The organism is Actinomadura sp. NEAU-AAG7, assembly GCF_018603865.1.
GTDB lineage: Bacteria > Actinomycetota > Actinomycetes > Streptosporangiales > Streptosporangiaceae > Spirillospora > Spirillospora litoris.
Genome location: NZ_JAHFZY010000001.1, coordinates 640,156 through 665,088, shown reverse-complemented (window position 1 = coordinate 665,088; position 24,933 = coordinate 640,156). Strand labels below are relative to the sequence as shown.

Genomic DNA, 24,933 nt, shown 5'->3' with positions numbered 1-24,933 from the left:
CTTCTCGTGGTCGTGGGAGCACCGTCGGCCGCCCGCCGTCCCGGGCACATGGGCCGGACGCCTCGTCCGGCCGCGTGGCCCACCGGGGCGTCAGCCCTGGGTCGGCTGCCCCACACGGTCCTCAAGGGGCAGGACGACGCGCAGGCGCGACCCGGTGGCGGGGTGGGTGACGATGTCGAGGGTCCCGCCGAGTTCCCGGGCGCGCTCCCGCATCGACCCCAGGCCGACGCCGCCGGACCCGGTGAAGTCGGGGATCCCGACGCCGTCGTCGGTGATCGTGAGGACGAGCGCGCGGTCGGTGGCGCTGAGCCTGACGGCCGCGTGGACGGCGCGGGCGTGCCGGGCGATGTTGGCCAGGGCCTCGGCGGCGATGCGGTAGACGGCGCTCTCGACCCCCGGCGGCTGCGGCGGCAGCGGATCGGGGACGCGCTCGAACTCGATGCGCAGGCCCGGCGCCGACAGCCGGTCCACGAGTTGGGCGAGCGCCTCGGTCAGCCCGTGCTCGGCCAGCACGATCGGGCTCAACCCGCGCGCGACCCGCCGGACCTCCTCGACGGCCTGGCTGATGATGGCCGCCGCCTCCTCGATCTCCTCGGCGAGCGTCGCGGACGGGGCGGCGCCCGCGTTGTCCAGCCGGAGGCAGGCGGCGGCCAGCAGCGGTCCGAGGCCGTCGTGCAGGTCCCGCCGCAGCCGGTCGCGCTCCTCCGCCTGGGCCCGCACCAGGCGCTGCCGGGCGGCCTCCAGGTCCTCCTGGAGGCCGAGCCCGGCGACGGCCGGGGCGCCCTGGTCGGCGAGCAGCCGCAGCAGGGTCGCGTCCCGCTCGTCCAGGCCCCGGTCGCCGGCGCGCGGGGCGACGGTGAGGTGGCCGACGATCTCGCCCTGGTGGCGCATGCCGAAGGAGTGCGCGGCGATCCCGGGCTCGCCGACCCGGGCGAGCTCGCGCGGACCCGAGCCGGTGACGACGGTGAGCGCGGCGGCCGGCAGACCGAGGTCCTCGACGGCGCTGCGGCACAGGTGCCAGGGCACCCGCTGCGGATCGGGCGCCTGGCTCAGCCTGGCGGCCAGCGCCTGGACCGCCTCGTGGGGCAGCGCCCGGGGGCCGTAGAAGAAGCGGTCGACGCCGCGCGCCATCCGCCGGATCGCCAGGGGCAGCACCACCCCGGCCAGCAGCGCGAGCACGGCGATGGCCACCGCGCCGGGGCGGTCGGCGCGCGGGACCGTCCGCGCGAGCGCGGCGACGCCGGCGGCCGCCGCCAGCACCAGGCCCGCCGACAGCACGAACATGACGGCGATGTGCCGGGCGGTGCGGTCGATGTGCCACATGCGGTCGCGGATGACCGTGCCCCCCAGCGCGACCAGCCAGATCATGCCGGAGACGGCCGACAGCCCGGCGGTGTAGGGCAGCAGCGTGAGATCGACGGCGAAGCTCAGCTCGCGCAGGAGCTCCGCCGAGATCATCGTCACCGCCGTCGGCGGGTAGATCGCCGCGAGGATCGCCATGCGGCGGCGTGCGGGCTCGGGCGCCGCGCGGGCGCGGGCGGACAGCACCGCGACGCACGCCGCCACCGTGGGCACTTCGAGGCACCAGGTGGCGGGCAGCAGGACCGAGACCCCGGGCGGCCACCACGCGAGCGCGATCGCGCAGGCCCGCGCGAGCAGGTTGGCCGCGAACAGCGTCCGCCACCGCCAGGAGCCGATCCGTCCGAGCGGCAACCACAGCGGCACCATGATCAGCACGATCTGGTAGGTCGCCGACAGCCCGCTGAACACCAGGACGACGGCCCCGGCGCCCACGCCGTCGATGCCGTCCCTGACGCTCACGAACCCGTCGTCCAGCAGGGCCAGGACCGGCGCCGAGCCCCCGCCGAGCAGCAGCGCCCAGCCGAGGCTCCCGGCGACGCGGCGGGCGAGGATCAGGAACCCGCAGAGCGCGGCGAGCAGGCCCACCATGACCTGGGCGATCGAGTCGACGAGCGCCGCCGCGGGATGGCCGTCCGGGCCGACCGAGGCGAGCCGCCCCCGGAGCATGCACCCGTCGATCCAGGTCGTCTCGACCACCCACGCGCACAGGAGCAGGAAGCACAGGGTGAGGACGCCCGCCGCCCAGGCGATCTCGGTCCTCTCCCGCCGGATCCCGAACATTCCCCTCCCCGATCACTACACACGGTGATTAGATAGGCACGATACGCATGACGAGCGGGGTGTGAGCCGATGGACGGACGATCCGGTCGGGTCAGGGTGCTGGTGGTCGACGACCACCCGCTGTTCCGCGAGGGGTTGACCGCCGCCGTGACCCTGGCACCGGAGTTCGCGCTGGTCGGCCAGGCGTCCACGGGCGAGGAGGCGATCACGGCGGTGGCCGCGCTCGCGCCCGACCTGGTGCTGATGGACCTCGGCCTGCCCGGCACGTCGGGGATCGAGGCGACCCGGCGCATCACCGCCGACCACCCCGGGACGCACGTGCTGGTGATCACGATGTCGGAGGACGACGACAGCCTGCTGGCCGCGATCCGCGCCGGCGCCCTCGGCTACGTCCTCAAGGGCGCGCGCCGCGACGAGGTGCTGCACGCGCTGCGCGTCGCGGCGCGCGGCGGCGCGGTGTTCAGCCCGGGTATGGCCGCGCGGCTCGCCGCCCTGGTCCAGGGGCCGGCGACCGCGCCGGCCCGGCGGGCGTTCCCGTCGCTGACGCCCCGCGAACTGGAGGTGCTCGACCTGCTGGCGCGCGGGGCGACCTACCGGCAGATCGCCGCGCGGCTGGTGGTGTCGGACAAGACCGTCCGCAACCATGTCGGAGCGATCTTCACCAAGCTCCAGGTGAACGATCGCGCGGGCGCGATCGTCCGGGCCCGGGACGCGGGTCTCGGCGCGTCCCGGTGCTGATCCGGTGCGGTTCCCGGCGACTCGGTTTCTACTAACCGGTACGGTGAGCGCCATGGCACCGAATCCCCGCGCGCCGCGGCGGACGCTGGCGGACCGCGTGCGGCGGCGGGCGCGCCAGGGCGTGCACACGGCCGTCCACAACGCGTGGGGGTGGGTGCAGCGGCACGGCGAGATCACGCCGCAGACGCCGGGGCGCCGCAGGTTCGCCTACCTGGGCGAGGGCGCGTGCATCGGCTTCCCGGTCGGGGCGGTCTACGGCGAGCCGTGGATCTCGATCGGCGACCACACGCTGGTCGGGACGCATGTGACGATCTCCGCCGGGTTCGTCCCCGGCCTCGACCTCGGCCCCGACGTGATCGTGCGGATCGGCGGGAGCTGCTCGATCGGACGCGGCACCCACATCGTCGGGCACCAGTCGATCGAGATCGGGGACGACGTCTTCACCGGCCCCAACGTGTACATCACCGACCAGAACCACACCTACGGGGACCTGGACACCCCGATCGGACGGCAGTGGCCCGAGAACAACCCGGTCGTGATCGGGGACGGCTGCTGGATCGGCACCGGCGCGATCATCCTGCCCGGCACCCGGCTCGGCCGGAACGTCGCGGTCGCGGGCGGCGCCGTCGTCCGGGGCGAGTTCCCCGACCACGCGGTCATCGGCGGGGTGCCCGCGAAGATCCTGCGCAGCCACGGGGAGGGCGGCTGGCAGCCGCCGCTGCGCACCGCCGGCCCCGTCATGTCGCTGGACGAGCTCGCCGCGCTGTCGGTGGACGGGATCGGCGGCCTCCAGATCCTCCAGGACAGGCTCCGCGAGGAGGCCGGCTAGCCCACCGCGTCACGGGGTGACGATCGGGAAGTCGGGTTCGGCGCCGTCCAGGACGGCGAGCAGCCGCCGCAGCGCCCCCGCGTCCCCGGTGCTGGTGATGCCCTCGGCGCTCCTCCCCGTGATCAGCCCGAACAGCTGCGGGCGGGTGAGCCCGAGCGTCAGGTCGGCGGCGCCGGCCCCGCCGGTCGTGCGCCGGTGGATGAGGACGCCGTTCTCCAGCGTCATCCGGTGGCGCTCGCGGGTGTCGGTGAAGTCCCAGTCGATGGTCAGGCGCTCGTCCCATGCCTTGGGCCCGTTCACCCTGATCGCCATCGAGTCGAAGACCTGCTCGACGCTCAGCCCGGCGGCCATGCCCGCCGCGATGCCGAACGGAACCGATCGCACCCCCTCGCGCAGCTCCAGCGCGCCGGTCAGGAAGAAGTTGCGCCAGGTGCCGCACTCGGCGCCCTCGCCGAGCCGCCGGTAGACCTCCGCGAGACCGGTCCTGGCGTCGGTGTTGCCGGGATCGGCGAAGACCACGTGGTCGAACAGCGTCGCGGCGAACCGCAGATCGCCCTGGCCCGCGTACTCCCGGGCCATCGCCATCACCTTGGACGCGCCGCCCATGCACTCCACGTACCGCTTGGAGTTCTCGACCGGCGGATGCTCCCAGAGGTGCGCGGGGTTGCCGTCGAACCACCCCATGTACCGCTGGTAGATCGCTTTGACGTTGTGGCTGACGGAGCCGTAGTAGCCGCGGGCGTGCCAGGCGTTCGCCAGCGCGGGCGGCAGATCCATCATCTCGGCGATCTCGACGCCGGTGTACCCCTGGTTGAGCAGGCGCAGCGTCTGGTCGTGCAGGTAGGCGTACAGGTCCCGCTGCTGCGACAGGAACGCGACGATGTCGTCGTGCCCCCAGGTCGGCCAGTGGTGCGACGCGAACGCCACGTCTGTGTCGCCCGCGAACAGCGTGATCGCCTCGTCCAGGTACCGCGACCACACCCGGGCGTCGCGGACGAGCGCGCCGCGCAGCGTCAGCAGGTTGTGCAGGTTGTGCGTGGCGTTCTCCGCCATGCACAGCGCCCGCTGCTTCGGGAAGTGGAAGTTCATCTCGGCGGGCGCCTCGGTGCCGGGCGTCAACTGGAACACGATTCGGACGCCGTCCAGCACCTCCTCCTGCCCGGTGCTGGCGATCTCCCTGTTCGGCGGGATCAGCGAGACCCGTCCGGAGGAGGCGGTCTGCCCGAGCCCGGTGCCGATCATCCCGGCCGGGCTCCGCTCCAGCAGGACGCCGGTGTGGTAGACGCCGCGCCTGGCCATCGCCGTCCCCGCGTACACGTTCTCCGAGACGGCCTGCTCCAGGAAGCCCCGCGGCGCGAGGATCGGCACCCCGCCGGGGTTGCCGGGCTCGACGACGCCCTCGGCGCCGCCGAAGTGGTCGACGTGGGAGTGGGTGTAGACCAGGCCGGTGACCGGCCGGTCGCCGCGGTGCTCGCGGTACAGCGCCAGCGCGGCCGCGGCGGTCTCGACCGACACCAGCGGGTCGATGACGATCACCCCGCGGTCGCCCTCGACCAGCGTCATGTTCGACAGGTCCAGGCCGCGCACCTGGTAGACGCCGCCGGTCACCTCGTAGAGGCCCTGCTTGGCGCACAGCTGCGACTGCCGCCACAGCGACGGGTTCGCGGTGCTCGGGCACGGGCCGTCCAGGAAGGCGTACACCTCGTCGTCCCACACGACGCGGCCGTCGGCGTCCCGCACCACCCCGGGCGTCAGGGACGCGACGAAGCCCCGCTCGGCGTTCTCGAAGTCCGTCCGGTCAGCGAAGGCGAGATCCCCCATACCGGGCACATGTCCGGCGGCGGGCCGCCGCAAAGTCGCCGGAGGGCAAAGACTCGCGCCCCGGGGCCGGGAAATGCGCGATCTCGGTCAGGGGCGAGGCCCCCGACCGAGATCGCACTGCACACCCTCTGTGCAAGCCTCAAAGGCCAGTAAAAGAATACAGACTCAGTTGGAGCGCGCGGTGCGCCGATCGCCGCCTTCGCGGCGGTTTCCGCCGTCGCGGCGGTTGCCGCCGTAGGAGCCTCCGCGCCGGTTCCCGTGCGACGAACCGCCCGTGCGGGGCCCGCCGCCGCGGCGCTCGCCGCCGCCGAAGGACCCCCGGTGCTCGCCGTGACCGCCGCCCTCGGAGGACGAGGAGTCCTGGCGGTCGAACGAGCGCGGGGCGCGCCCGTTGTAGCCCCGGCGGCGTCCGCCGCCGCCCTGCCGGCCGCGGCCGCCCTCGCGGCGCGGGCGGTCGGGGATGAGCGGGCCCTCGATCGGGATGCCGGACGGCTCGCGCGCACCGGTCAGCTTCACGAGCTCGGCGTCGCCGGTGCTCACCTTGACGCGGGGCGCGTTGATCCCGGCCCGGCGCGTCATGGCGGACGTGGAGCGCACCTGGTGCGGCAGGACGAGCGTGACGACGGTGCCGCGCTCCCCGGCCCGCGCGGTGCGTCCGGCGCGGTGCATGTAGTCCTTGTGGTCGGCGGGCGGGTCGACGTGCATGACGAGCGTCACGTCGTCCACGTGGATGCCGCGGGCGGCCACGTCGGTGGCGACGAGCACGCTGATCGTGCCCTCGCGGAACTCGGCGAGCGTGCGGGTGCGCAGCCCCTGGCTCTTGCCGCCGTGCAGGCCCGCCGCGCGCACGCCCACCTGGACGAGCTGCTTGGCGAGCCGGTCGACGCCGTGCTTGGTGCGGGCGAACAGGATCGTCCGGCCCTCGCGGTTGGCGATCTCGGCGGTGATGGCGCTCTTCTCCTTGGGCGCCACCAGCAGGAGGTGGTGCTCCATGGTGTCGACCGACTCGTCCACCGGGCCGATGGCGTGGGTGACCGGGTCCTGGAGGTAGCGCCGGACGAGGACGTCGACGTCCTTGTCGAGGGTCGCGGAGAACAGCAGCCGCTGCCCGCCGGGCCGCGCCTGGTCGAGGATGTCGGTGACGTCGGGCAGGAAGCCCATGTCGGCCATGTGGTCGGCCTCGTCCAGCACGGCGATCTCGATGTCGGACAGGTCGCACGCGCCCTGCCGCATCAGGTCCTTCAGCCGGCCGGGCGTGGCGACCAGGACCTCGACGCCCCGGCGCAGCGCGTCGATCTGCTTGAACATCGAGGTCTGGCCGATGACGGTCTTGAAGCGCAGCCCGACGCCGCGGCCGAGCGGCTCCAGGTTGGTCTGCACCTGCTGGGCCAGCTCGCGGGTCGGGACGAGGATCAGCGCCAGCGGGCGCTTGGGCGCGGCCTTGCGGCCGGCGAGGCGGGCGAGCAGCGGCAGTCCGAAGGCGAGGGTCTTGCCGGATCCGGTCTTGCCGCGGCCGAGGACGTCGCGTCCGGCCATGACGTCGGGAATCGCGGCGGCCTGGATGGGGAACGGGGCCTCGATGCCCTGACGGGTCAGGGCGGACACCAACGCCGGCGGGAGGCCGAGTTCGGCGAAGGAGGGAACCCGCTCGGCCTCGCCGTCGCCCGTGGTCGCGGGCGTCGGCAGGTCGGCAGACGGGTTCTGAGCAGCGGCAGCTGTGGTCACGCAATACCTTCCGAGAGGGGGGCACGTCTCGGGAGGCACCACGATGAGTGATCGGTGGGCTGCAAGGACGAGCCTGACGCCAGGGAGCGTCGAAGAGTGATTCATTAAGTCTAACGTCGTCCGGGTACCTCCTTATGCCCCGTCCCGGACGACTCTCTTCAGTTCAGGCCCCTCTTCGACCGCTGCCGTCCCGTTCTCCCGCCGCGGGCGGGCGCGGCGGGGACCGGCCGCGGCGGCTCAGCAGTCGCAGGCGACACCGTCCAGCGGCGCGGTCAGCGGGTCCGGGCAACGGCGCGTGACCGTTCCGCCGCCGTCCTCGACCGGGAGGCCCTCGCGCGCCCAGTACTCGAATCCGCCGGCCATCTCCTTGACCCGGCGGCCGAGCCGGGCGAGGGCCAGCGCGGCCTTCACGGCGCCGTTGCACGCGGGCCCCCAGCAGTAGACGACGACGGTCGCCCCCGGCGGCAGCTCCCCGGCGCGCTCGGCGATCTCGGCCGCCGGCAGGTGGACGGCACCGGCGACGTGCCCCTGCTCCCAGCTCTCGACGCTCCGCGTGTCGACGACCACGACGCCGCTCGCGCCGGACGCGAGGTGCGCGGCGACGTCGGAGACGTCCGTCTCGACGGCCAGCCGGGCGGCGAAGTGCCGGACCGCCTCGGGGGCGTCGGCGGCCGGAACGGCGGTGACCGGTGAAGTCGTGCTCATCTCTTCCTCTCCGTCGGTGTCGGCTCCGATCCTGCGGGACGCCGCGTCCGGCCAGAAGTGGCACGATCGCCGATTAGCATCAATATCCCGCCACCCCATCGAAAGGACGCGGGCTCTTGGCAGAGCGCCACACCGTCTCCGTGCTGATGTTCGACGGCATGGCGCCGTTCGAGCTCGGCTCGGTCGTCGAGGTCTTCGAGCGCCCGCGTCCCGACCTGGACATGCCCTGGTACGACCTGCGGGTCTGCTCGCTGGAGCGCGGTCCGATGCGGGCGCTCGGCGGGTTCACGATGACCACCGAGCACGACCTCGGCGCGTTCGCCTCCGCCGACACCGTGATGGTCGTCGCGGTGCCCGATGTCCGCGCCGACCCCGCGCCCGAGGTCGTCGAGGCGCTCCGGGAGGCGCACCGGCGCGGCGCCCGCGTCGTGTCGATCTGCTCGGGCGCGTTCGCGCTCGCCGCCGCGGGCCTGCTGGACGGACGCGAGGCCACCACCCACTGGCGGTACGCGGACCTCCTCCAGCGCCGCTACCCGAAGGTCCGCGTGACACCGGACGTCCTCTATGTGGACGGCGACGACGTCCTCACCGGGGCGGGCAGTGCCGCGGGGCTCGACATGTGCCTGCACCTCGTCCGCAAGGACCACGGCGCGCGCGTCGCCAACACGGTGGCGCGGCGGCTGGTCGTCCCGCCGCACCGCGAGGGCGGGCAGGCCCAGTTCGTCGAGGCCGCCGTGACCGCCCCGGCGGCGGACGACGCCGTCGGCCGCGCCATGGCCTGGGCGCTCGCGCACCTCGCCGAGCCGATCACCGTGGCCGCGCTCGCGCGCGAGGCGTGCCTGGCCCCCCGCACCTTCATCCGCCACTTCAACCGGCAGACCGGCACGAGCCCGCTCCGCTGGGTCGTCACCCAGCGGATCATGGCCGCGCTGCCGCTGCTGGAGGACGGTGTCCTGCCCATCGAGGAGATCGGCGCGGCGGTGGGCTTCGACAGCCCGATGACCTTCCGGCACCATTTCGGCCGCGCGATGAAGACCTCGCCGTCGGCCTACCGGCGCGCCTTCAGGGCCGCGGTGCCCTGACGTCCTCCGCTGACGGGGTCCGAACGGCACGGGCCCCCGTTGAGACCATGCCGTACGGCAGCAGGAGGCGCCAGGAACCGGCCCTTTGATCGTCCCGGCCCCCGGCCCGGACCCGGATCACCTTCAGGAGCCGTGTCCGTCCTCCCCCGCACGTAGCACGTCACCCTCCGTCCACCGCCGGAGCTTCTCGGGGTTGCGCACGGCCCAGATCCGCCTGATCCGGTCGTCCGCGATCTCGAACGCGAACACGGTCACGACGACGCCGTCCTTCTCCGCGACCAGGCCGGGCTGGCCGTTGACGGTCCGCTCCAGCAGCCTCAGGTCCGCGAGCCTGTCGGCGAGGTCGACGATGCCGCCCGCGAGCCGCTCGGCGCCTTCGTGCGGACCGGCGACCAGCGTGGCGAGCCCGCCGCTGTCGCCGGTCGCCGTGGCGTCCGGGTCGAGGAGGCCGATCAGGGCGTCGATGTCCTTGGCCTCCCACGCCCGCTTGAAGTCCCTGACGACGGCGGACTGCCTGGCGGCCGTGGGCGGCGGCGTCCGCGCCTCCCGGACGCGCCGCCGGGCCGACGAGGCAAGTTTCCGGCAGGCCGCCGGGGTGCGGCCGACGATGTCGGCGACCTCCGCGAACGGGTACCGGAAGACGTCGTGCAGGATGAAGGCGACACGTTCGGCCGGGGTCATCGACTCCAGCACGACCAGGAACGCCATGTTGACCGACTCGTCCAGCGTGACGCGGTCGGCCGGGTCGCCCTCGGCGACCTCGGGCAGCGGCTCGGGAATCCAGTCGCCGACGTACCTCTCCCGCCGCGCCCGCGCCGACCCGAGCAGGTTCAGGCAGATCCGTCCGGCCACCTTGGTCAGCCACGCGCCGGGCACCTCGATGGCCTCCCGCTGCTCGGGCGACAGCGTGTACCAGCGGGCATAGGTCTCCTGCACGGCGTCCTCGGCCTCGGCGAGCGAGCCGAGCAGCCGGTAGGCGAGGTTGAGCAGCTGCCGCCGCTCACTCATGATCACGTTCAGGCCCGGGTCGGTCATGGTGCCCCCTCGGTCGCGTCCTCACCACTCCGACAAGGCGGCGCCCCGAAACGTGACCGCCTCACATCCGGGACGCCTGTGTTGTCGGACCGTCGAGACACAGAAAGGAAGACCCCGCATGCCGACGATCGAGGACGACACCAGATCACGCCTGCCCGACGGCGCTGCGCGACACCGTCCGCAAGGCCCGGTCCCGCAGCGCGCCCTCACCCTGATGAGGCTGCGCGGCGCGCACATCATCGGAAGCACCCACCACGCGATCCTGCTGACCCAGGCCCTCCGCAAGGAGGGAGGAGACCGAGCAGCGCATCACCGCGGACCTGGCAGGACGCCCCCTACTTCACCGACGCCGAACGGGTCGCACTGGAGCTGGTGGAGGCCGTCGGTGTTCGCGTCTCCGACGAACGGTTCGCCAGGGCCTCCGCGCTCTACAGCGACGAGGAGATCCGGATGCTCACCCTGACCAAAAGAACTACAACAAGTAACGCGGCTCCCCCAGCCACCGGGGAAGCCCACGAAACCCATCACCGGGTGGCCGAACCAAGCAGATCCCACCGGTTACCGGCGATATCGAGGAAAACGGCGACTCGTCCATAGGGCTCCGTACGCGGCGGGGTCACGAACTCGACCCCGGCCGCCACCATGCGTTCGTAGACGGCGTCGAACTCATCCACCCGGAGAAAGAACCCAACACGCCCGGCGACCTGGTTACCAACGGCGCCCCCTTGCCGCTCGCCGTCCGCACGGGCCAGCAGGACGCCGGTCTCACCTCCCGGCGGCCGCACCACGACCCACCGCTTCGGCCGCCCGTCGTCGGTCAGCGCCGCCGAGTCCTCGACCAGGTCGAACCCGAGCGCCCCAACGAAGAACCCGATCGCCTGGTCGTAGTCGTCCACAACAATCGTGATCAGATCAAGTCGCACCCGCGCAACCCTAACCAGGCACCCCGCCGCCCCCTGCGCCCTCAAGAGCCCCGACCATGAGCACGCATGTCTGCCATGCGTAGGCTGCTCGGCATGACGGAGGCCCTGTGACCCTTGCTCGCAAGGGATCCCGACGAATCGCCGTCGAAGGGACCGAGTTTCGCTGGAAGGTCCGTGGCCGCCCCACATACTGCCAGGGGATGGGATGGTCTCCGCTGTCCTTTGTCGTAGAAGCCGCGGAGTCACCCGGCGCGCTGCTAGTCGTCTCGCTGCCCTGCGCGCATCCGAGCAACTGGCTGGGGAAGCCGTCCGGCGTGGTCCTTCCCCGGACGGTCTCGATAGCAATCCGCACCGCACTGGACGAAGGTTGGCAACCCACATCCCCCGGCCCACCGACCACACTCACCCTGAGCGATTCTGATCAACAACCCCCGTCCCAGGACTCCTGCTTGCGGCCTTCCCTCTGACTTGGTTGTGTGGCGGTATGCCCGCTGTGGAAGACGCGCACCTTCGATGGATCTCACGTTTGGTGAAGGGGGAGGTCATCAACGGGGAGACAGGCGTCAGGCTTCACGGTGGCCCTTTCGATAGCAGGACTCCGATAATTCGCCTGGACGAGGAGGGTCGTCCACCGGAGTGCTTCCGAGCTCGTCAAGGCGACAGCCCTTGGCATCTCTACGAACGTGCTCCTGACGCCGATGTCTCTCCTGGATGGGTGTACCGGTACGTGGGGGCCGAGCTGGCCGAACATGACGACCAAGGCAGCGGCGCGACCCCGAGCTGACGGCTAGCCGGCGAGCGAGCTCGGCCACGCAGCGATGCACGGCCGCCTCTCGATCCCAAACGGCTGAATTCGGCAAGAGGCCGCTTCATCACGTGTCTCACCAACAAGCGGAGCTACACGCTGCGAACTCTCGCAAGAGCTATGAGTGCAACCTCGGCATCCGACAGTTCATAGACCTCACCTTGTTGCGAGCCCTCGCAGGGGCGATGAGGACCAGGCGGCCCTTGATTGGTTGGAGCTGTCATGACGTACAGTTGCGAACCCTTGTAGGGGCGATGAGGACCCCCTACTTCGCCTACCTGAAGACGCCGCACCGTCGTTGCGAACCCTTGTTGGGGCGATGAGGACGTGCTCACTGCTGGTCATCAGGCCACGGCCACTCGGTTGCGAACCCTTGTTGGGGCGATGAGGCCCCATAGTAAAGCCGCTGGCTGGATGCCGCCTGTGCGGCCGTACATGGAGCGCGTTTGCAGCAAGCCTCCGGTCGTGCACGAGCTCTCGGCGTGTCGCTGAAACGAGCAAGTGCAGGGAAGATTTCTCACCGAGGATGATGGGCTTGTCCGGTGAGTCGGTTGAGCTCTTCGAGGGCGAGCGGCCAGGGGTAGGTGTCGAAGCGGGTGCCGCCGGTGCCGGGGTCGTGGGGGTCGACTTCGTCGGGGCCGAAGAGGATGCGGATGCCTTCCGCTTGGAGGGTTTCGATGCTGCGTTGCAGCGGGGTTCGGGCTGCTAGGGCGGTGTTGATGAAGGGGAGGGCCACCACGGGGATGCCCAGTCCTGGGGCTTCGGCGAGGAGTCCTAGGGCGTAGGTGTCGGCTATGCCGTTGGCCCATTTGTTGAGGGTGTTGTAGGTGGCGGGGGCCACGATCATGGCGTCTGCTCTGGGGGAGCGGGGCTCGTGTGGTTTGCGGTACCGGCTTTGGACGGGGCGGCCGGTCTGGCCTTCGAGGGCGTGGGCGTCGATGAAGTCCAGCGCGCTGGGGGTGGCGATGATCTGGACGTCCCAGTCTCCTTGTTGGGCGAGCGTGACGAGTTTTCCGACGTCGGCGGCGGGGCCTGCCGCGCACACGATGATGTAGAGGACGCGGCGGCGACCCTCGGTGGACTCGGTCATTGGTGCACCCCGTTCTCTGTCGTGGATCGCGGCTCCGGCGTCGCCGAGATGTTGATGATGCGGGCAATGGATCCGACGGTCGTGACGTCTTGGCTTTCGCGGCCTGCATGCGGCGCCCAGGCGAGTCCCTCGTGGTCGTGGGCGCAGGATGCTCGCGGCGACGTGGTGGGCCTCGGACGAGAGTGCTTCGGGCTGGAGGCGGCCGTCTCGCTTGGAGGGCGGGCGGAGAATTGGTGACGACCCAGAATGAAGAAAGCCCGGAAGCGATCGGGGAGCGGAGGGGTGGGAGTCCGGGTCGGAGTTGTTGTTCTGACCTGGGCTTCTTGGTGGGTGGAGCCTAGGGGATTCGAACCCCTGACACCCGGCTTGCAAAGCCGGTGCTCTACCAACTGAGCTAAGGCCCCTTGTCATCTTGCTGTTTACCTGCGCCGCGACCGGTGTCGATCGTACACCGTGGGCGGAGCGCCGGCTTTCCGGGCGGGGGAGGCGTGGTAGGGCCTCGGCCCGTTCGGTCGGCCCGCCCGGGTCAATTGATCACGCTGGGTTCTGTCCGCTGGTCGGGGTGTGGGCGGGTCTTCTTGAGGATCAGGTCTGGGAGGGCGGCCACGCTGGGGAGGATGTGGGTGGCGCCCGCGGTGAGGAGGCGTGCGCGGTCGTGGGCGCCGGTCAGGACGCCCGCGACCACGGACGCGCCGGAGCGGCGGCCCGTCAGCATGTCGTTCGCGGTGTCGCCGCAGACGGCGATGTGGCGGACGTCGTCCACGCCCAGGCGGAGGGCGGCGGTCAGGACGAGGTCGGGCCAGGGGCGGCCGCGCTCGACGTCCTCGGGGCAGAGGGTGAGGTCGGCGTGGTCCCACCAGCCGAGGGTGTCGAGGATGCGGGCCTGGGTGGTGCGGCCGAAGCCGGTGAGCAGGCATACGCGGACGCCGGCGCCGCGGAGGCGCTCGATGGCGTCGGCGGCACCGGGGACGGCGCGGAGGCCGTGCCGGTCGACGAGTTGGTCGTAGGAGCGCTGGAAGGCCATGTTCGCGGCCTGGGCGCGGGCCTCGTCGAAGAGCGAGCGGAAGATCTCGATCTTGGATCCGCCGCGTGACGCGCGGATGTGGGTCATGGCGCGCTGGTGCGCCGCCGTGCCGGGCGCCGTGCCGAGGGCGGCGATCGCCTCGGCGAAGGCGGTCTCGACGGTGTCGTCGTCGGCGACAGTGGTCCCGGCGAGATCGAGGCAGGCGACGGTGATCGACTCTGCTTCGCTCACGCCGGGGCCTCCCTCGAAGTCGGGCGTTCGCTCTCCGCGGGATTATCGCCGGCGTCTCAACTGTCGGACGAGGTGGCCTCGGTCCACAGGTCGAGCTCGGCCCGGTCCTGCTGGAGACGGCGCCACACGGCGAAACCGCCAAGAGCCACGACAGCGAGAATGAGAAGCTTCTTCACGGTGGGGACCCCTTCACCTCGGTTATGAAGCAAACCCGGGCATGTAACGGATCAGTCTCTACTCCCCCAGGTTCTCCGAAGCCTAGCAACCGTAGCCCAGCGATCCGCACGTGGTCGTCGGTATCGGACCTGGCGTCCAAATCGCGGAGGTGTGGAGGGTGTCACGTCCGCGCCACCTCGCCGTGACGCGGGGACAGCCGCATAATCCGGTGTGACGACCTTCGGGAGTGCCGATGGCTGAGGACGACTTCGGGCTCTGGGAGCGCGAACTCGACTCCCGGGCGCCCGACGACGAGGCGTCCGGCGCGCGTGGGATGCTGCTCGTCGCGGGGCTGACCGCGACCGGCTGCACCGCGATGATCGCGTTGGGCGAGGTGCCGCTGGGCGCGGCGGGTCTGGTGTTGTCCTCGATCATCCTGCTGCTGTGGCGAATCGGGATGTGACCGGTCGCCCGGCCTGACCGGCGCCGGTGGCACCGCGAGCCTGGGGCTTCGCCGGGTGGGTGGCCGATCGTGGCCGCGTCCGACGCTTCCCGTATGGCGTCGGCCTTTCGGTCCGCCCGGCTCGATATGCGGCGTTGACATGGGGGTTCGTCCCGCGATAGATCCGGGACGTCCTGCTTGATCAGTGGGACGCGCCGGGCTCGCCGTCCCCCCGGGCCATCTCGCCCGCCGTGCGCGCCCGCGAGGAGGTCCGTGCATGTTGAGAGGTAAGGCCGGAGTGATCGGGACGGCGGCCGTGGCCGTCCTGCCCTTGACGATGACGATGCCCGCGCAGGCGGCGCAGGCGAAGGCCCCGGACGCCAAGGTGGTCCCGATCCAGGTCACGGGCGATCCGTCCAAGCGGTTCAACCTGGTGATCATGGGTGACGGGTACACGGCGGCGGACATGCCGAAGTTCCGGACGCACCTGGCCGAGCACCTGAACGACCTGTGGACGATCGAGCCGTTCAAGTCCTACCGCAGCTACGTCAATGTGTACGCGGTCGAGATCCCGTCGCAGGAGTCCGGGGTCGGCTGCGATCCGAACCTGTCCTCGCCACGTCACAAGACGCCGTTGAGCATGGCGTTCTGGAGCGGGTGCAGGGAGGACGGCATTCAGCGCCTCCTCGTCATGGACTCCGCGGCGGCCAAGACGTACGCGGACCTCGTCCCTGGCGCGACCCTGGGGAATCGTCAGATCCTCGCCCTCGCCAACAGCGACACCTACGGCGGCGCGGGAGGCACGTACGCGACGGCGTCCGGGGGGAACGCGATGTCGGCGCTCATCGCCCCGCATGAGCTGGGGCACTCTCTGGGTGGGCTCGCCGACGAGTACGACTATTACCAACGTGGGGTCCCTGGGGGCACCTACACCGGAGCGGAGCCCGAATCCATCCACCACACGTTGCTCACAGAGCAGCAGATGAAGGCGCAGAAGGCGAAGTGGTGGCGCTGGCTAGGGGAACGCAGCGAATCGGGCGGAACCATAGGGCGCTACGAGGGCGGCCTCTACTACAGCAAGGGCGTGTGGAGGCCGAGCCAGCACTCCATGATGAAAACGCTCGGCTACTACTACGACCAGGTCGCGCGGGAGCGCATGACCCAGCGGATCTCCGCCAAGGTCAGTCTCGTCCAGGCGCAGACGCCCACGGACGCGCCCGTGGGCGACGACCGGGTGCTGTGGGTGGAGACGATGCATCCGACCGGGCATCCGCTGCTCACGACGTGGACGGTCGACGGGAGGGCCGTCCAGAGGGGGCCCAATCTTGACCTGTCGCGGCTCCATCTGCGCAAGGGCACGCATGAGGTCACGGCGATGGTCACCGATCCCACCGACTTCGTGCGCGACCCGGCTGTGCGGTCGTCCGCCGCGCTCACCCAGACGCGCACATGGACGGTGGACACCCGCCTGAGCACGCCGCCCTCGGACGTGCCCGCCGACTTCACCTCCTCTACTCCGACCGACCAGACCGTGGGCGCGGAGAGCGTCGTGTATGCCGAGACCACACATCCGGTCGGGCGCGCCCTCAAGGTCCGCTGGGAAATCGACGGCCACCGTGTGCGCGGTGGAGACCGTGACATCGACCTGGGACGTCTCCACCTGTCCAAGGGGAGGACGCATCGCCTCGTCGCACGTGTCGGTTCCAGGAGCCGCGCCTGGACGATCGACTCCCAAGGCCCGACGGTGAAGTACGAGTTGTCCAAGGCGTCGCAAGCGCGCGCGGGACGCACCCCCGAATACGTCTTCGACGGTCCTTTCACCATGCGGCTCACAGGGGCGGACGACCGTCCGGGCGTGGTGGTGTCGGAGTTCCGCGTGGACGGCGACGGCTGGTTCAACTACTTCGGGTGGCCCACCGACTCGTCCGCCCCCTGGCGGTTCAGCGAGACCGGCACCATGATCGACGGCCTGACCTACGGCAGGCTCGGCAAGGGGCGGCACACGATCGAGTACCGCGCCATCGATCCTGCCGGGAACATCGGCAAGGCCGGCAAGTTCGTCGTGACCCTCCGCTGAGACCGGGTAGGCCGCCGGCCTCGGCGAGGTCGGCGGCCTACGAGGCGGGTTCGGACGCGGGCTCGACGAGCACCTCGGGCGTGGGGGTGGCGGCGGGGGCGCGGCGCGCGGTGGCCAGGACCGACCCGCAGAGGATCAGCGCGAACGAGATCATGATCGTCGCGGTGAGCGGCTCGTCCAGGAAGAGGACTCCGGCGACCACCGCGACGGCCGGGTTGACGTAGGTGAACACCATCGCCCGGGACGTGCCGACCTCACGGATCAGCTCGAAGAACAGCAGGAACGCCAGCGCGGTGCACACCACCCCGAGCCCGGCCAGCGCCGCGAGGACGCGTCCACCGGGCACTTCTTCCGGCCAGGTGGCAACTGCCGGCGCCGTGTAGACGACCGCGGCGAAGGCCAGCGAGGACGCCGCCAGGTGCAGGCTCGGCAGCTCCTTGAGTTGGCGGGTCGCGATGATCGGCGCCGTCGCGTATCCGAGCGCGACCAGCATCACCTCGCCGAGCGCCCACGCGTTCCCGCCGCCGAGGTGCGGCCCCGCGAGGACGCCGACGCCCGCCAGCCCGACCAGCAGCCCCGTCCAGCGCACCGGCCCGAGCCGCTCGGCGTCGCCGGTGACCCGGGCCACCAGCACCGCGATGATCGGGACGGCCGCGATCAGCAGCCCGGTCATCGAACTGGTCAGCCGGTGCTCGGCGTCCGACAGCAGCGCCCACGGGCCGAGGATCTCCAGCGCGGCGAACACCAGCAGCGGGCGCCAGTGGCGGCGCACGACGCCGAGATCCCCGGCGCGGATCATCAACGGCAGCAGCAGGACGGCGCCGAGGAAGGTCCGCGCGAACACCAGCACGGGCACCGACACGTCCTCGACCGCCACTTTGATCATGAGGTAGGGAATCCCCCACAGCACGCTCATCAGCGCGAACAGCACCCAGCCGCGGCGACTCACCACAACCCCCCGTTCCGGTTCCCCCCGTCCACCGGACGGGCCCGGAGCCGCGACGGGCCCCGGTGACCCGATCAGGGTGCGGCCCATCGCCCCCGGCGGTCTTGAACGCAGTTGCGCGCCGGGAGCGTTCTCAACGCGGAGTTGTCGGACGCGTGCGGTCCGCTCCGATGGCGATACCGACGATCGTGCACGGCTCGGTGCCGTCGTTTCGCCATCCGTGCCGGGTGCCGTTCTGGACGAGGACGTCGCCCGCCCGCAGCACCGTCCGCTCGCCGCCGTCGAGGTCGAGCGTGACCTCGCCCGAGACGACCATGACGTAGTCGATGCTGTCGGTGGTGTGCATCCCCGCGGTGCCGGGCTCCATCGCCGCCATGGCCCCCGGCATCCGCCGCTCCAGCTCGTCGAGCGCGGCGGTCATGTCCAGATCCGGACGCGGGACCACCTCGCCCGGCGGAATCGTATTGATCATGAACCGCGAGCCGTCGCGGGGCGGATACCACGCCTCGGCGGGACGCGGCGCGCCGTCGTCGGGGAACGTGGGCCGCTCGTCCCGCCCCCACAGCCGGTAGGCGGCGACGCCGGGCATCAGATCGGACGTGATGGGCTCGACGTCGCGATCGTCGACCACACGAGCCCGACCTGCGGAGTCATGCCCGGTGACCACACGGCGGACCTTCATCGGCACTCCTTTAGTACGGTGGCGTATGGATACGCCACCGTATCTTTTGCCTCCCGAACCCGTCAATACGGTGGCGTATCCTGTAGCCCGTGGTGAACGAGTCGACCCGGTTGTCCGCCCAGGACTGGGCGCGGGCCGCGCTGAAGGCGATCGCGGACGGCGGGCTCGCCGCCGTCGCCGTCGAACCCCTCGCGCGGACGCTCGGCGTGACCAAGGGCAGCTTCTACGCGCACTACCGGAACCGGGACGAGCTGATCACCGCGGCGCTCACGGAATGGGCGCGCAGCCACGGCGAGGCGGCGCTCACCGAACTCGCCGCGCTCCCCGACCCGGCGCGGCGGCTGCGCGAACTGCTCACCGTGGTCGTGCAGGCCGTCCAGCCGCTGGCCCCGTCGGTGCACCTCAGCCTGCTCGGCGACCGCAACGACCCCCGGGTCAGGGACGCGGTCCACGAGGTGAACCGGGCCCGGCTGGATCTCCTGACCCGCACCTACCAGGAACTCGGCCTGCCACCGGACCGGGCGGCGTCGCGGGCGCGGGTCGCGTACGCGGCCATCCTCGGGCTGCTGCACCTGGCCCAGACCGACCCGGACGGACCGGACTCCGCCGCCCTCGCCGAAGAGGCGACCGCGGTCTTCCTACCGTCCTGATCGCTGCCCGTCAGACCGTCCTGGCCGCCGGGGCCGTATATATGCCGCCGTTTTGAGACCGGCCAGGCCCGCACTGCTGTTTCCCTTGGGACGAGGCGGGACGAGGGTGGGCGTCACCCAGGACGCTCTTCCGATAAACGCCCGGCGTGACCCCCAATACGCGCCGGAACCAGCGGGTGAGGTGCGCCTGGTCCGCGAATCCGACGAGGGTCGCCGCCTCGGCGGGCCGATGTCCGGCGTCGATGAGCCCTCGGGCACGCGACACCCGGTGCTGAGCGAGCCACGCGTACGGCGGCATGCCCATGGCATTGCGGAATGCGCGGAGGAGTTGGTAGCGGGACATTTCCAGGTCGGCCGCCACTTCGGCGAGCGTCGGCGGGTCCACCAACTCGTCCGCGAGGCGCGTCGTGACCGTCTGGGCGATCCGGCGGGCATCGGGCTGGATCCCCATGGCGGCCCGGGGCACCTTCGCCGCATGGCGCCGGGTGAGCGCGCCGAGCATTTCGAGAAGCCTGGTCTCGCCTTCCAAGGGGTACTCGCCCAGCCACAGGGCGCGGTGGGCAAGGCGAAGCGCCTCTGCCAGCCGAGGGTCACGGATGACGGGCTCCTGGAAGTGCGTCTCGACCGTTCCGGTGATACCGCTCAGCAGCTCGACACTCGGATACAACGCCAGGTAGGCGTACCCGTCGGGCCCGGCCGGCCCGCCCGTGTGCGTCTCCCCGGGCTCGATCACGAGGACGCTTCCGGCTGCGGAGTACAGCCTCTCTCCCCGGTACCGCATCGTCTCCATGCCATCGACGCACACACCGATGGCGAATTCGTCGTGCGTGTGCGGGGCGTAGTGCCGACTTCCGAACCGGGCACTCAGCAGATCGAGCGAAGCGCCCTGAATTCCGTCCACACGCGTCCAGTCGGCCCGATCCCCCCGTGTGACCACCTGCTTCCCCACCTCCCGCGCCATTCCGACATAGTGACACCCCCTCGGACACCGCGCTCGTCCTCCACGCGCCACGTCTTGACGATCGTGGCGTGGCCCGGGGAGGTGATCATCGAAGGGTTCTCCTCTGATCTGAGGTTTCGTCACTGAACGGGCGCGGCGCGATCAGCCCTCTCGCGGTCGGGATCGGGCCCATGGGCAAGGGCGGCGGCGTCGAAGGGGCCGGTCAGGCCGGACGAGCCGCGCGGCGTCGCCGGTGGTAGTGGACGGTGACCGCGATCAGCAGCGGGCCCCAGGCCACGACCGGTGCGAACGAGGCGTTCATCAGCCACGCCCATGCGCCGGTCGGGGATCCGGCGCTGCGATGCGTCCAGGTATAGAAGTAGCCGACGGTGTACAACAGCACCGTCGTCGCTCCCAGCATCGCGGTGGTGACCGCGAACCGCACCGACACGCGTCTGCCGCCGACGAACGGCATCCAGCGGGGGAATCGCTCCCCCCACGGCTGGATCAGCCCGAGGGTGGCGAAGGACGCGAGCTCGCTCAGCAGGATCAGGACGAGCACGTACACCGAGCCCCATCCGGGGACGTGCAGGTCCGTCATGGCCTCGTCGGTGAAGCCCATCCCGTAGCCCCATGTCATCGGCAGCCGCCACAACGCGGACGGCAGCGTCGTCAGCGCCGCCGCGTGCGCCGCCCAGTACGCCCACCTGGGGACACCTGGCACCGTGCGAGCCCCTGTCTTCCGGCTGCGCCGCTCGGTTTGGACGGCGGCGGGCGCCGTTCCGGTGAAGGTCGTGGTCATCGTGGCTCCTCAGGGGTTCGGCTCCGGATCCCTGCCCGGCACGGACGACTCTGCCGGGATCGGAGGCCGGATCCCTCCCCTAACCGGGTGGAGTGTGCCGTCCCGTCTCCCCCGCGAGAGGTAGGGCCGCATCCCGGGCATGACCTGTGGGAACTCACGTGGCCGACCCTGGCGATCTTGTGGTGTTGCTGCCGGGGGATGACCCTTAGGCGGGGGCACCCGCGGTCCAGAGGCTTGGATGGCCGTCGCGTGCGGCACGCTGCTCGGCCGCTGTCGTGGACCGGACGTGATCGCCGGTCGGTCGCGCTCGCGCCTACCGCCGACCGACCGTCGTCAGGGCTTCAGGCCGGCGAACGCGGCTTGCAGGACGGCGTCGATGAAGGCCGCGTCGTAGTTACCGGGGATCAGCAGGAAGCGGTAGTACAGGGGGCCGTAGAGCAGGGCGACGATGACGTCCAGGTCGTACTGGGTGGATAGCTGCCCCTGCTCCTGTGCCGCACGGAGGCGGGTGCGCGTCCTCTCGGTGATCGGTTCGACCCAGCGTTCGTAGAGGGCCTCGGCGATGGCGGGGTCGTGCTGGGCCTCGCCGACCAGTGCGGCGTACAGGGGGCGGAAGTCCGGTCCGCCCACCAGTTCGCGGGCGGCGTTCATCTGCTTGCGGAGGTCGCCGACGATGTCGCCGGTGTCGGTGTAGGCCAGTTCCGTCTGGAGGGCGGAGAGCATGGCGTCGAGGAAGAGCGCGCCCTTGGAGGGCCAGCGCCGGTAGACGGTGTGCTTGCCGACGCCGGCGCGGGCGGCGATGCCCTCGATGCTGAGTTTGGCGTAGCCGACCTCGCGTGCGAGGTCGAGGGCCGTCCGCATGATGACGGCGGTGCGATCAGGGCTCTGGGGCGGTGGGCTGACTGTCACGAGAGCACACCTTACCAAAACGGCACGGCACGTGCCGTTGACAATCGACGGGCGATGTGACCATGATCGGCGCAGTCAGAACGGCACGTGCCGTTTCATCCTCTTGGGATTCGGAGACATCCATGGGGGTCCTGTTTCTGGTGTCGGCGCTGGTGATCGGCGGGTTGCTGGCCGTCCAGGCGTCCGCCAACCTGCAACTCAACCGGGTGGTCGGCACGCCCTACGGCGCCTCGACCCTGCAACTCGGCATCGCCGCCGTCCTGCTGGCCGCGGTCGCCGGCGTCGCGGGCGGATGGGGAGCCCTCGCCGGGGTGGCGGACGTCGCGCCCTGGAAGTTGCTGGGCGGGGTCGCGAGCCCGATCTACATCGCCAGCGCGATCCTGCTGTTCCCGCGACTGGGCGCCCTGGCCTCGGCGGGGTTGTTCGTGGCCGGTCAGGTCCTGGCGTCCCTGGTCCTGGACATCGGCGGCCTCCTCGGCGTCGAGCAGCGTTCGTTCAACGCCGGGATGGCGCTCGGAGCGCTGGCCGTGCTCGGAGGCATCGCGGTGGTGATCCGCAGCCAGCTCGCCGGAACCTCGTCGCAGGCATCTTCCGCCCGCGCCGGCTGGATCGCGCTGGGGCTGCTGGCCGGGGCCGTCCTCCCGGTCCAGGGTGCGATCAACGCCGCGCTGCGCGTCGAACTCGACGACGCGTTCGCGGTCGGCATGGTCAGCTTCACCGTCGCGACCGCCACGATCGCCGTCGTGCTGGTGCTTCTGCTGGCCCTGCGCCGCACGCCCCGTCCGCAGTTGAACTCGTTGAACACCGTTCCCTGGTGGGGCTGGCTGGGAGGGGCCGCGGCCGCGACCTACGTCACCCTCACCTTCCTGCTCATCCCCCGGATCGGTGCCGCGACCACCATCGCCCTGACCGTCACCGGGCAGCAACTGACCGCGGCGGCGATCGACCACTACGGCCTGTTCAGGCTCCCGCCCAGGCCGGTCACCGTCGCCCGGCTCGCCGGGCTGGCCTCCCTCGGCGCCGGTTGCGCCCTCGTACAACTCGCCTGATCGACGTTCTCGCCGACCACGGACAGACCCCGATCCGTGACCTGGCAGGCCGCCCGCACCTGGGACGTGTCGTCCGCCTGACCAAGGGACTTCACGCCAGAGGCCGGATCCGGACCGGATCCGGCCTCCCCCATCGCACGTTCCCCGGGATGGTGCCAGGCGCGGGACGGACCAAGACGCGAAAGTGGACGCAAGTGAGGCGCGAGAGTGAACGCGGATGAGGCGCGGGGGTCGACACGGATGAGGCGCGGGAGTGGACGCCGGTGAAGCGCGGGAGTGGACGCCGGTGAGGCGCGGGTGAGGTGCGGGGGTGGACGTGGGTGAGGCGCGGGAGCCTGATGGCGGCTAGGGCGCTTCTGATGAATCTTGGGCGGACCCAACGAGCAACGTGGTTGTTGCTGCTGTGGCAGCAGGTCGCCGAGAGGTGGTTTGTGGAGCCGTTCCAGGACCCGCAAGGTCGCCCTGATGATCCATCAGAAGCGCCCTAGTCGACGGTCGCCTTGGCCCGCCGCGTCCGGGCGCGTCCGGGCGGGACGGGCCTCACGCGGTGAGGGGGGACGCTCAGGCGGAGAAGATGTGGCGGAGACGCCAGCGGTCGTGTTCGCGGCCCAGCTCCGCGACGGCCACCCCTTCCGCTCCGGTCACGCGGACGCGGTAGACCCGGGCCTCCTGGGACGACCCGTAGGTCTTCAGAACCTCGTCGACGGCGTACCGCGCGCCCCTCCACTCGTACGCGGTCAGTCGCCCGGCCGGGTCGTGCTCGGCCAGGATCGGTTCGTTGAGAAGGTGCGCCATAGGTCCGCGATGCTAGCACGGGTTCGAACTGGTGTTCGCAGGTCGGAGGCCCTTCGGGGCCCGTCGGACGTGCGCGGACCGCGCCCATCGTAGGCGTGCGTACCCGTGTCCGCCGGGCGCGGCGCGGCGACGTTCGCGCACGGATTTCGACGTTCCGCAGAACGCCGAACCCCCGTACCGGCGGGACCGGCGCTGCCGCTGCCCGTCAGCGAACCAGCCCTTCATGCGGGCGACGCACCGCCCTGTCGCCTCACCCCTCTCCATGGCTTCAGGACCGAAGTTGTCCACAGCCTGGGGGCAACCTTGCCCACACTCTCACCGCCTGGAAATCAGGCGCTCGGGGTAGTGGATCCACAAGGAAATCCCCAGGAGGTGGGGCTTCGCGCTCGCTCGGAACCCCATGTCCTCAGGCTTCCACAAGGCCGGACGGCCGGACAGGGCATCCACAACCTGTGGATAACTTCGGTGCACAGCCTGGGTACGGTGCCGTGCGTCACGGTCCACCATTCTTCCCCAGGCGATCCCCAGCCACCGAGCCAACTTATCCACGCCGTGGAAAAGCCTGTGACCAGGCAGAACAATGCCTCCCCCGGGGAGGGCGCACAGCCCGTCCACACCCTGTGGGCGGCGGGCCTCCACAGCGTGCTCGCGGCGGTGGATTGCGTCACCCACCGCTCATCCCCACCTGGATCCCCAGGCACAGCCCGGTTGAGGGCCGGGCTTCACAGCGCGGGGGTCACAGGTGGCGGTCGACGATGGCCCGTGCGGCTTGGCGGGTGGCGGGCACCGTCTCGCCGATCGTCTCCAGGGCCGCTCCGGCCATGGCGCCGTCCAGGAGGATGGTCAGCTCGCGCGCCAGCAGCTCCGGATCGGCGGCTCCCGCGGCGGCGGCGAGTTCGCCCACCCACGCGCGGACGGCCCGCTTGTGCGCGACGGTGGCCTCGTGGACGGCCGAGCCCGGCAGCGACTCGCTCGCGGTGTTGATGAACACGCATCCCCGGAACGGCCCGTCGCCGTCGGCGGCCTCCATCGCCCCGAACATGCCGACGAGCTGCTCGCGCGGGTCGTCGCCCGCGCCCTCCGCCGCGTCGCGCAGCATCTTCCGCCACTTCTCGTCCGAGTGGCGCAGGAAGGTGAGGACCAGTTCGTCCTTGGACTTGAAGTGCGCGTAGAGGGTCGCCTTGGCCACGCCGGAGTCGGCGATGATGCGGTCGACGCCGACGCCGCGGATGCCGTAGAGGTAGAAGAGGTCGGTCGCGGTGCGCAGGATCCGGTCCCGAGCGGGCTCGCGCGTCGATGTGGTCATTGGACGACTCCTCCCAGCTGGGCGCCATG

The 24,933-nt window shown here is 71.2% G+C and carries 23 protein-coding genes and 1 tRNA gene; 7 read left to right on the top strand and 17 right to left on the bottom strand.

Features of this window, described 5'->3' with window-relative positions:
• Positions 1–90 precede the first annotated feature (90 nt).
• On the bottom strand, positions 91–2,142 hold the full coding sequence (locus tag KLI87_RS03055) for a sensor histidine kinase (RefSeq protein ID WP_156220398.1): 2,052 nt from the start codon (positions 2,140–2,142) through the stop codon (positions 91–93).
• Positions 2,143–2,211: 69 nt separating this feature from the next.
• On the opposite strand from KLI87_RS03055, the gene KLI87_RS03050 reads away from it, so the two are divergent.
• Together KLI87_RS03050 and KLI87_RS03045 are read left to right on the top strand one after the other, a co-directional pair.
• Positions 2,212–2,880, top strand: coding sequence for a response regulator transcription factor (locus tag KLI87_RS03050; RefSeq protein WP_156220399.1), 669 nt, complete (start codon positions 2,212–2,214; stop codon positions 2,878–2,880).
• A gap of 52 nt (positions 2,881–2,932) precedes the next feature.
• Positions 2,933–3,709, top strand: coding sequence for an acyltransferase (locus tag KLI87_RS03045; protein WP_214615735.1), 777 nt, complete (start codon positions 2,933–2,935; stop codon positions 3,707–3,709).
• Positions 3,710–3,718: 9 nt separating this feature from the next.
• Here the strand turns inward: KLI87_RS03045 and KLI87_RS03040 are convergent, their stop codons facing one another.
• The 3 genes from KLI87_RS03040 to KLI87_RS03030 all read right to left on the bottom strand — a co-directional run bounded on the left by KLI87_RS03040 (position 3,719) and on the right by KLI87_RS03030 (position 7,960).
• On the bottom strand, positions 3,719–5,530 hold the full coding sequence (locus KLI87_RS03040; protein WP_214615734.1) for an alkyl/aryl-sulfatase: 1,812 nt from the start codon (positions 5,528–5,530) through the stop codon (positions 3,719–3,721).
• A gap of 165 nt (positions 5,531–5,695) precedes the next feature.
• Complete coding sequence (locus KLI87_RS03035; RefSeq protein WP_374225409.1) at positions 5,696–7,255, bottom strand: DEAD/DEAH box helicase; 1,560 nt, start codon at positions 7,253–7,255, stop codon at positions 5,696–5,698.
• Positions 7,256–7,492: 237 nt separating this feature from the next.
• Complete coding sequence (locus tag KLI87_RS03030) at positions 7,493–7,960, bottom strand: rhodanese-like domain-containing protein (protein WP_156220402.1); 468 nt, start codon at positions 7,958–7,960, stop codon at positions 7,493–7,495.
• A gap of 116 nt (positions 7,961–8,076) precedes the next feature.
• Here KLI87_RS03030 and KLI87_RS03025 point away from each other — a divergent pair, with 116 nt between their 5' ends.
• On the top strand, positions 8,077–9,042 hold the full coding sequence (locus KLI87_RS03025; protein WP_284734049.1) for a helix-turn-helix domain-containing protein: 966 nt from the start codon (positions 8,077–8,079) through the stop codon (positions 9,040–9,042).
• 123 nt (positions 9,043–9,165) lie between these two features.
• Here KLI87_RS03025 and sigJ read toward each other — a convergent pair whose 3' ends face one another.
• The 6 genes from sigJ to KLI87_RS02995 all read right to left on the bottom strand — a co-directional run bounded on the left by sigJ (position 9,166) and on the right by KLI87_RS02995 (position 14,326).
• Positions 9,166–10,077, bottom strand: a complete 912-nt coding sequence (gene sigJ / locus KLI87_RS03020; RefSeq protein ID WP_214615733.1) for an RNA polymerase sigma factor SigJ — start codon at positions 10,075–10,077, stop codon at positions 9,166–9,168.
• A gap of 524 nt (positions 10,078–10,601) precedes the next feature.
• Positions 10,602–11,000 (bottom strand): VOC family protein, encoded by a 399-nt coding sequence (locus KLI87_RS03015; protein WP_214615732.1) that lies wholly within the window; start codon positions 10,998–11,000, stop codon positions 10,602–10,604.
• A gap of 1,322 nt (positions 11,001–12,322) precedes the next feature.
• Positions 12,323–12,895 (bottom strand): flavoprotein, encoded by a 573-nt coding sequence (locus tag KLI87_RS03010; RefSeq protein ID WP_214615731.1) that lies wholly within the window; start codon positions 12,893–12,895, stop codon positions 12,323–12,325.
• Between the two features lie 331 nt (positions 12,896–13,226).
• Positions 13,227–13,299 (bottom strand) — tRNA-Ala (locus KLI87_RS03005).
• Between the two features lie 122 nt (positions 13,300–13,421).
• Complete coding sequence (locus KLI87_RS03000) at positions 13,422–14,150, bottom strand: phosphonatase-like hydrolase (RefSeq protein ID WP_214615730.1); 729 nt, start codon at positions 14,148–14,150, stop codon at positions 13,422–13,424.
• 56 nt (positions 14,151–14,206) lie between these two features.
• Positions 14,207–14,326 carry a DLW-39 family protein gene (locus tag KLI87_RS02995; protein ID WP_211238580.1) on the bottom strand — a complete coding sequence of 40 codons (120 nt, stop codon included), beginning with the start codon at positions 14,324–14,326 and terminating at the stop codon, positions 14,207–14,209.
• Positions 14,327–14,559: 233 nt separating this feature from the next.
• On the opposite strand from KLI87_RS02995, the gene KLI87_RS02990 reads away from it, so the two are divergent.
• Positions 14,560–14,769 carry a hypothetical protein gene (locus KLI87_RS02990; RefSeq protein WP_156217082.1) on the top strand — a complete coding sequence of 70 codons (210 nt, stop codon included), beginning with the start codon at positions 14,560–14,562 and terminating at the stop codon, positions 14,767–14,769.
• 256 nt (positions 14,770–15,025) lie between these two features.
• Positions 15,026–16,825, top strand: coding sequence for a M64 family metallopeptidase (locus KLI87_RS02985; RefSeq protein ID WP_214615729.1), 1,800 nt, complete (start codon positions 15,026–15,028; stop codon positions 16,823–16,825).
• A gap of 37 nt (positions 16,826–16,862) precedes the next feature.
• On the opposite strand, the gene KLI87_RS02980 is transcribed toward KLI87_RS02985, so the two are convergent.
• Together KLI87_RS02980 and KLI87_RS02975 are read right to left on the bottom strand one after the other, a co-directional pair.
• The gene (locus KLI87_RS02980; RefSeq protein WP_214615728.1) at positions 16,863–17,774 is read right to left on the bottom strand and encodes a DMT family transporter; all 912 of its coding nucleotides are present in this window, start codon (positions 17,772–17,774) and stop codon (positions 16,863–16,865) included.
• A gap of 130 nt (positions 17,775–17,904) precedes the next feature.
• Positions 17,905–18,453 carry a cupin domain-containing protein gene (locus tag KLI87_RS02975; protein ID WP_156217085.1) on the bottom strand — a complete coding sequence of 183 codons (549 nt, stop codon included), beginning with the start codon at positions 18,451–18,453 and terminating at the stop codon, positions 17,905–17,907.
• An 89-nt stretch (positions 18,454–18,542) separates the two neighbouring features.
• Between KLI87_RS02975 and KLI87_RS02970 the strand changes: the two genes are divergently transcribed.
• Positions 18,543–19,103, top strand: coding sequence for a TetR/AcrR family transcriptional regulator (locus tag KLI87_RS02970; RefSeq protein WP_214615727.1), 561 nt, complete (start codon positions 18,543–18,545; stop codon positions 19,101–19,103).
• 10 nt (positions 19,104–19,113) lie between these two features.
• Here the strand turns inward: KLI87_RS02970 and KLI87_RS02965 are convergent, their stop codons facing one another.
• The 3 genes from KLI87_RS02965 to KLI87_RS02955 all read right to left on the bottom strand — a co-directional run bounded on the left by KLI87_RS02965 (position 19,114) and on the right by KLI87_RS02955 (position 21,754).
• Positions 19,114–20,064, bottom strand: a complete 951-nt coding sequence (locus KLI87_RS02965; RefSeq protein WP_156217086.1) for an AraC family transcriptional regulator — start codon at positions 20,062–20,064, stop codon at positions 19,114–19,116.
• Between the two features lie 202 nt (positions 20,065–20,266).
• Positions 20,267–20,845, bottom strand: a complete 579-nt coding sequence (locus KLI87_RS02960; RefSeq protein WP_250903463.1) for a hypothetical protein — start codon at positions 20,843–20,845, stop codon at positions 20,267–20,269.
• 333 nt (positions 20,846–21,178) lie between these two features.
• On the bottom strand, positions 21,179–21,754 hold the full coding sequence (locus tag KLI87_RS02955; protein WP_308165828.1) for a TetR/AcrR family transcriptional regulator: 576 nt from the start codon (positions 21,752–21,754) through the stop codon (positions 21,179–21,181).
• A 122-nt stretch (positions 21,755–21,876) separates the two neighbouring features.
• Between KLI87_RS02955 and KLI87_RS02950 the strand changes: the two genes are divergently transcribed.
• A complete protein-coding gene (locus tag KLI87_RS02950; protein ID WP_214615726.1) occupies positions 21,877–22,803 on the top strand; it encodes a DMT family transporter in 927 nt (308 codons plus the stop codon).
• Positions 22,804–23,364: 561 nt separating this feature from the next.
• Here the strand turns inward: KLI87_RS02950 and KLI87_RS02945 are convergent.
• The gene (locus KLI87_RS02945) at positions 23,365–23,598 is read right to left on the bottom strand and encodes a hypothetical protein (RefSeq protein WP_156217088.1); all 234 of its coding nucleotides are present in this window, start codon (positions 23,596–23,598) and stop codon (positions 23,365–23,367) included.
• 736 nt (positions 23,599–24,334) lie between these two features.
• Positions 24,335–24,904 carry a TetR/AcrR family transcriptional regulator gene (locus KLI87_RS02940; protein WP_214615725.1) on the bottom strand — a complete coding sequence of 190 codons (570 nt, stop codon included), beginning with the start codon at positions 24,902–24,904 and terminating at the stop codon, positions 24,335–24,337.
• Between the last annotated feature and the right edge of the window lie 29 nt (positions 24,905–24,933).

Excerpts from the sequence above, each read along its gene's own strand:
- KLI87_RS03055 (WP_156220398.1), bottom strand. The coding sequence starts at position 2,142 with ATGTTCGGGATCCGGCGGGAGAGGACCGAGATCGCCTGGGCGGCGGGC.
- KLI87_RS03050 (WP_156220399.1), top strand. The coding sequence starts at position 2,212 with ATGGACGGACGATCCGGTCGGGTCAGGGTGCTGGTGGTCGACGACCAC.
- KLI87_RS03045 (WP_214615735.1), top strand. The coding sequence starts at position 2,933 with ATGGCACCGAATCCCCGCGCGCCGCGGCGGACGCTGGCGGACCGCGTG.
- KLI87_RS03040 (WP_214615734.1), bottom strand. The coding sequence starts at position 5,530 with ATGGGGGATCTCGCCTTCGCTGACCGGACGGACTTCGAGAACGCCGAG.
- KLI87_RS03030 (WP_156220402.1), bottom strand. The coding sequence starts at position 7,960 with ATGAGCACGACTTCACCGGTCACCGCCGTTCCGGCCGCCGACGCCCCC.
- sigJ (WP_214615733.1), bottom strand. The coding sequence starts at position 10,077 with ATGACCGACCCGGGCCTGAACGTGATCATGAGTGAGCGGCGGCAGCTG.
- KLI87_RS03010 (WP_214615731.1), bottom strand. The coding sequence starts at position 12,895 with ATGACCGAGTCCACCGAGGGTCGCCGCCGCGTCCTCTACATCATCGTG.
- KLI87_RS02990 (WP_156217082.1), top strand. The coding sequence starts at position 14,560 with ATGGCTGAGGACGACTTCGGGCTCTGGGAGCGCGAACTCGACTCCCGG.
- KLI87_RS02985 (WP_214615729.1), top strand. The coding sequence starts at position 15,026 with ATGTTGAGAGGTAAGGCCGGAGTGATCGGGACGGCGGCCGTGGCCGTC.
- KLI87_RS02975 (WP_156217085.1), bottom strand. The coding sequence starts at position 18,453 with ATGAAGGTCCGCCGTGTGGTCACCGGGCATGACTCCGCAGGTCGGGCT.
- KLI87_RS02965 (WP_156217086.1), bottom strand. The coding sequence starts at position 20,064 with ATGGCGCGGGAGGTGGGGAAGCAGGTGGTCACACGGGGGGATCGGGCC.
- KLI87_RS02960 (WP_250903463.1), bottom strand. The coding sequence starts at position 20,845 with ATGACCACGACCTTCACCGGAACGGCGCCCGCCGCCGTCCAAACCGAG.
- KLI87_RS02950 (WP_214615726.1), top strand. The coding sequence starts at position 21,877 with ATGGGGGTCCTGTTTCTGGTGTCGGCGCTGGTGATCGGCGGGTTGCTG.
- KLI87_RS02945 (WP_156217088.1), bottom strand. The coding sequence starts at position 23,598 with ATGGCGCACCTTCTCAACGAACCGATCCTGGCCGAGCACGACCCGGCC.
- KLI87_RS02940 (WP_214615725.1), bottom strand. The coding sequence starts at position 24,904 with ATGACCACATCGACGCGCGAGCCCGCTCGGGACCGGATCCTGCGCACC.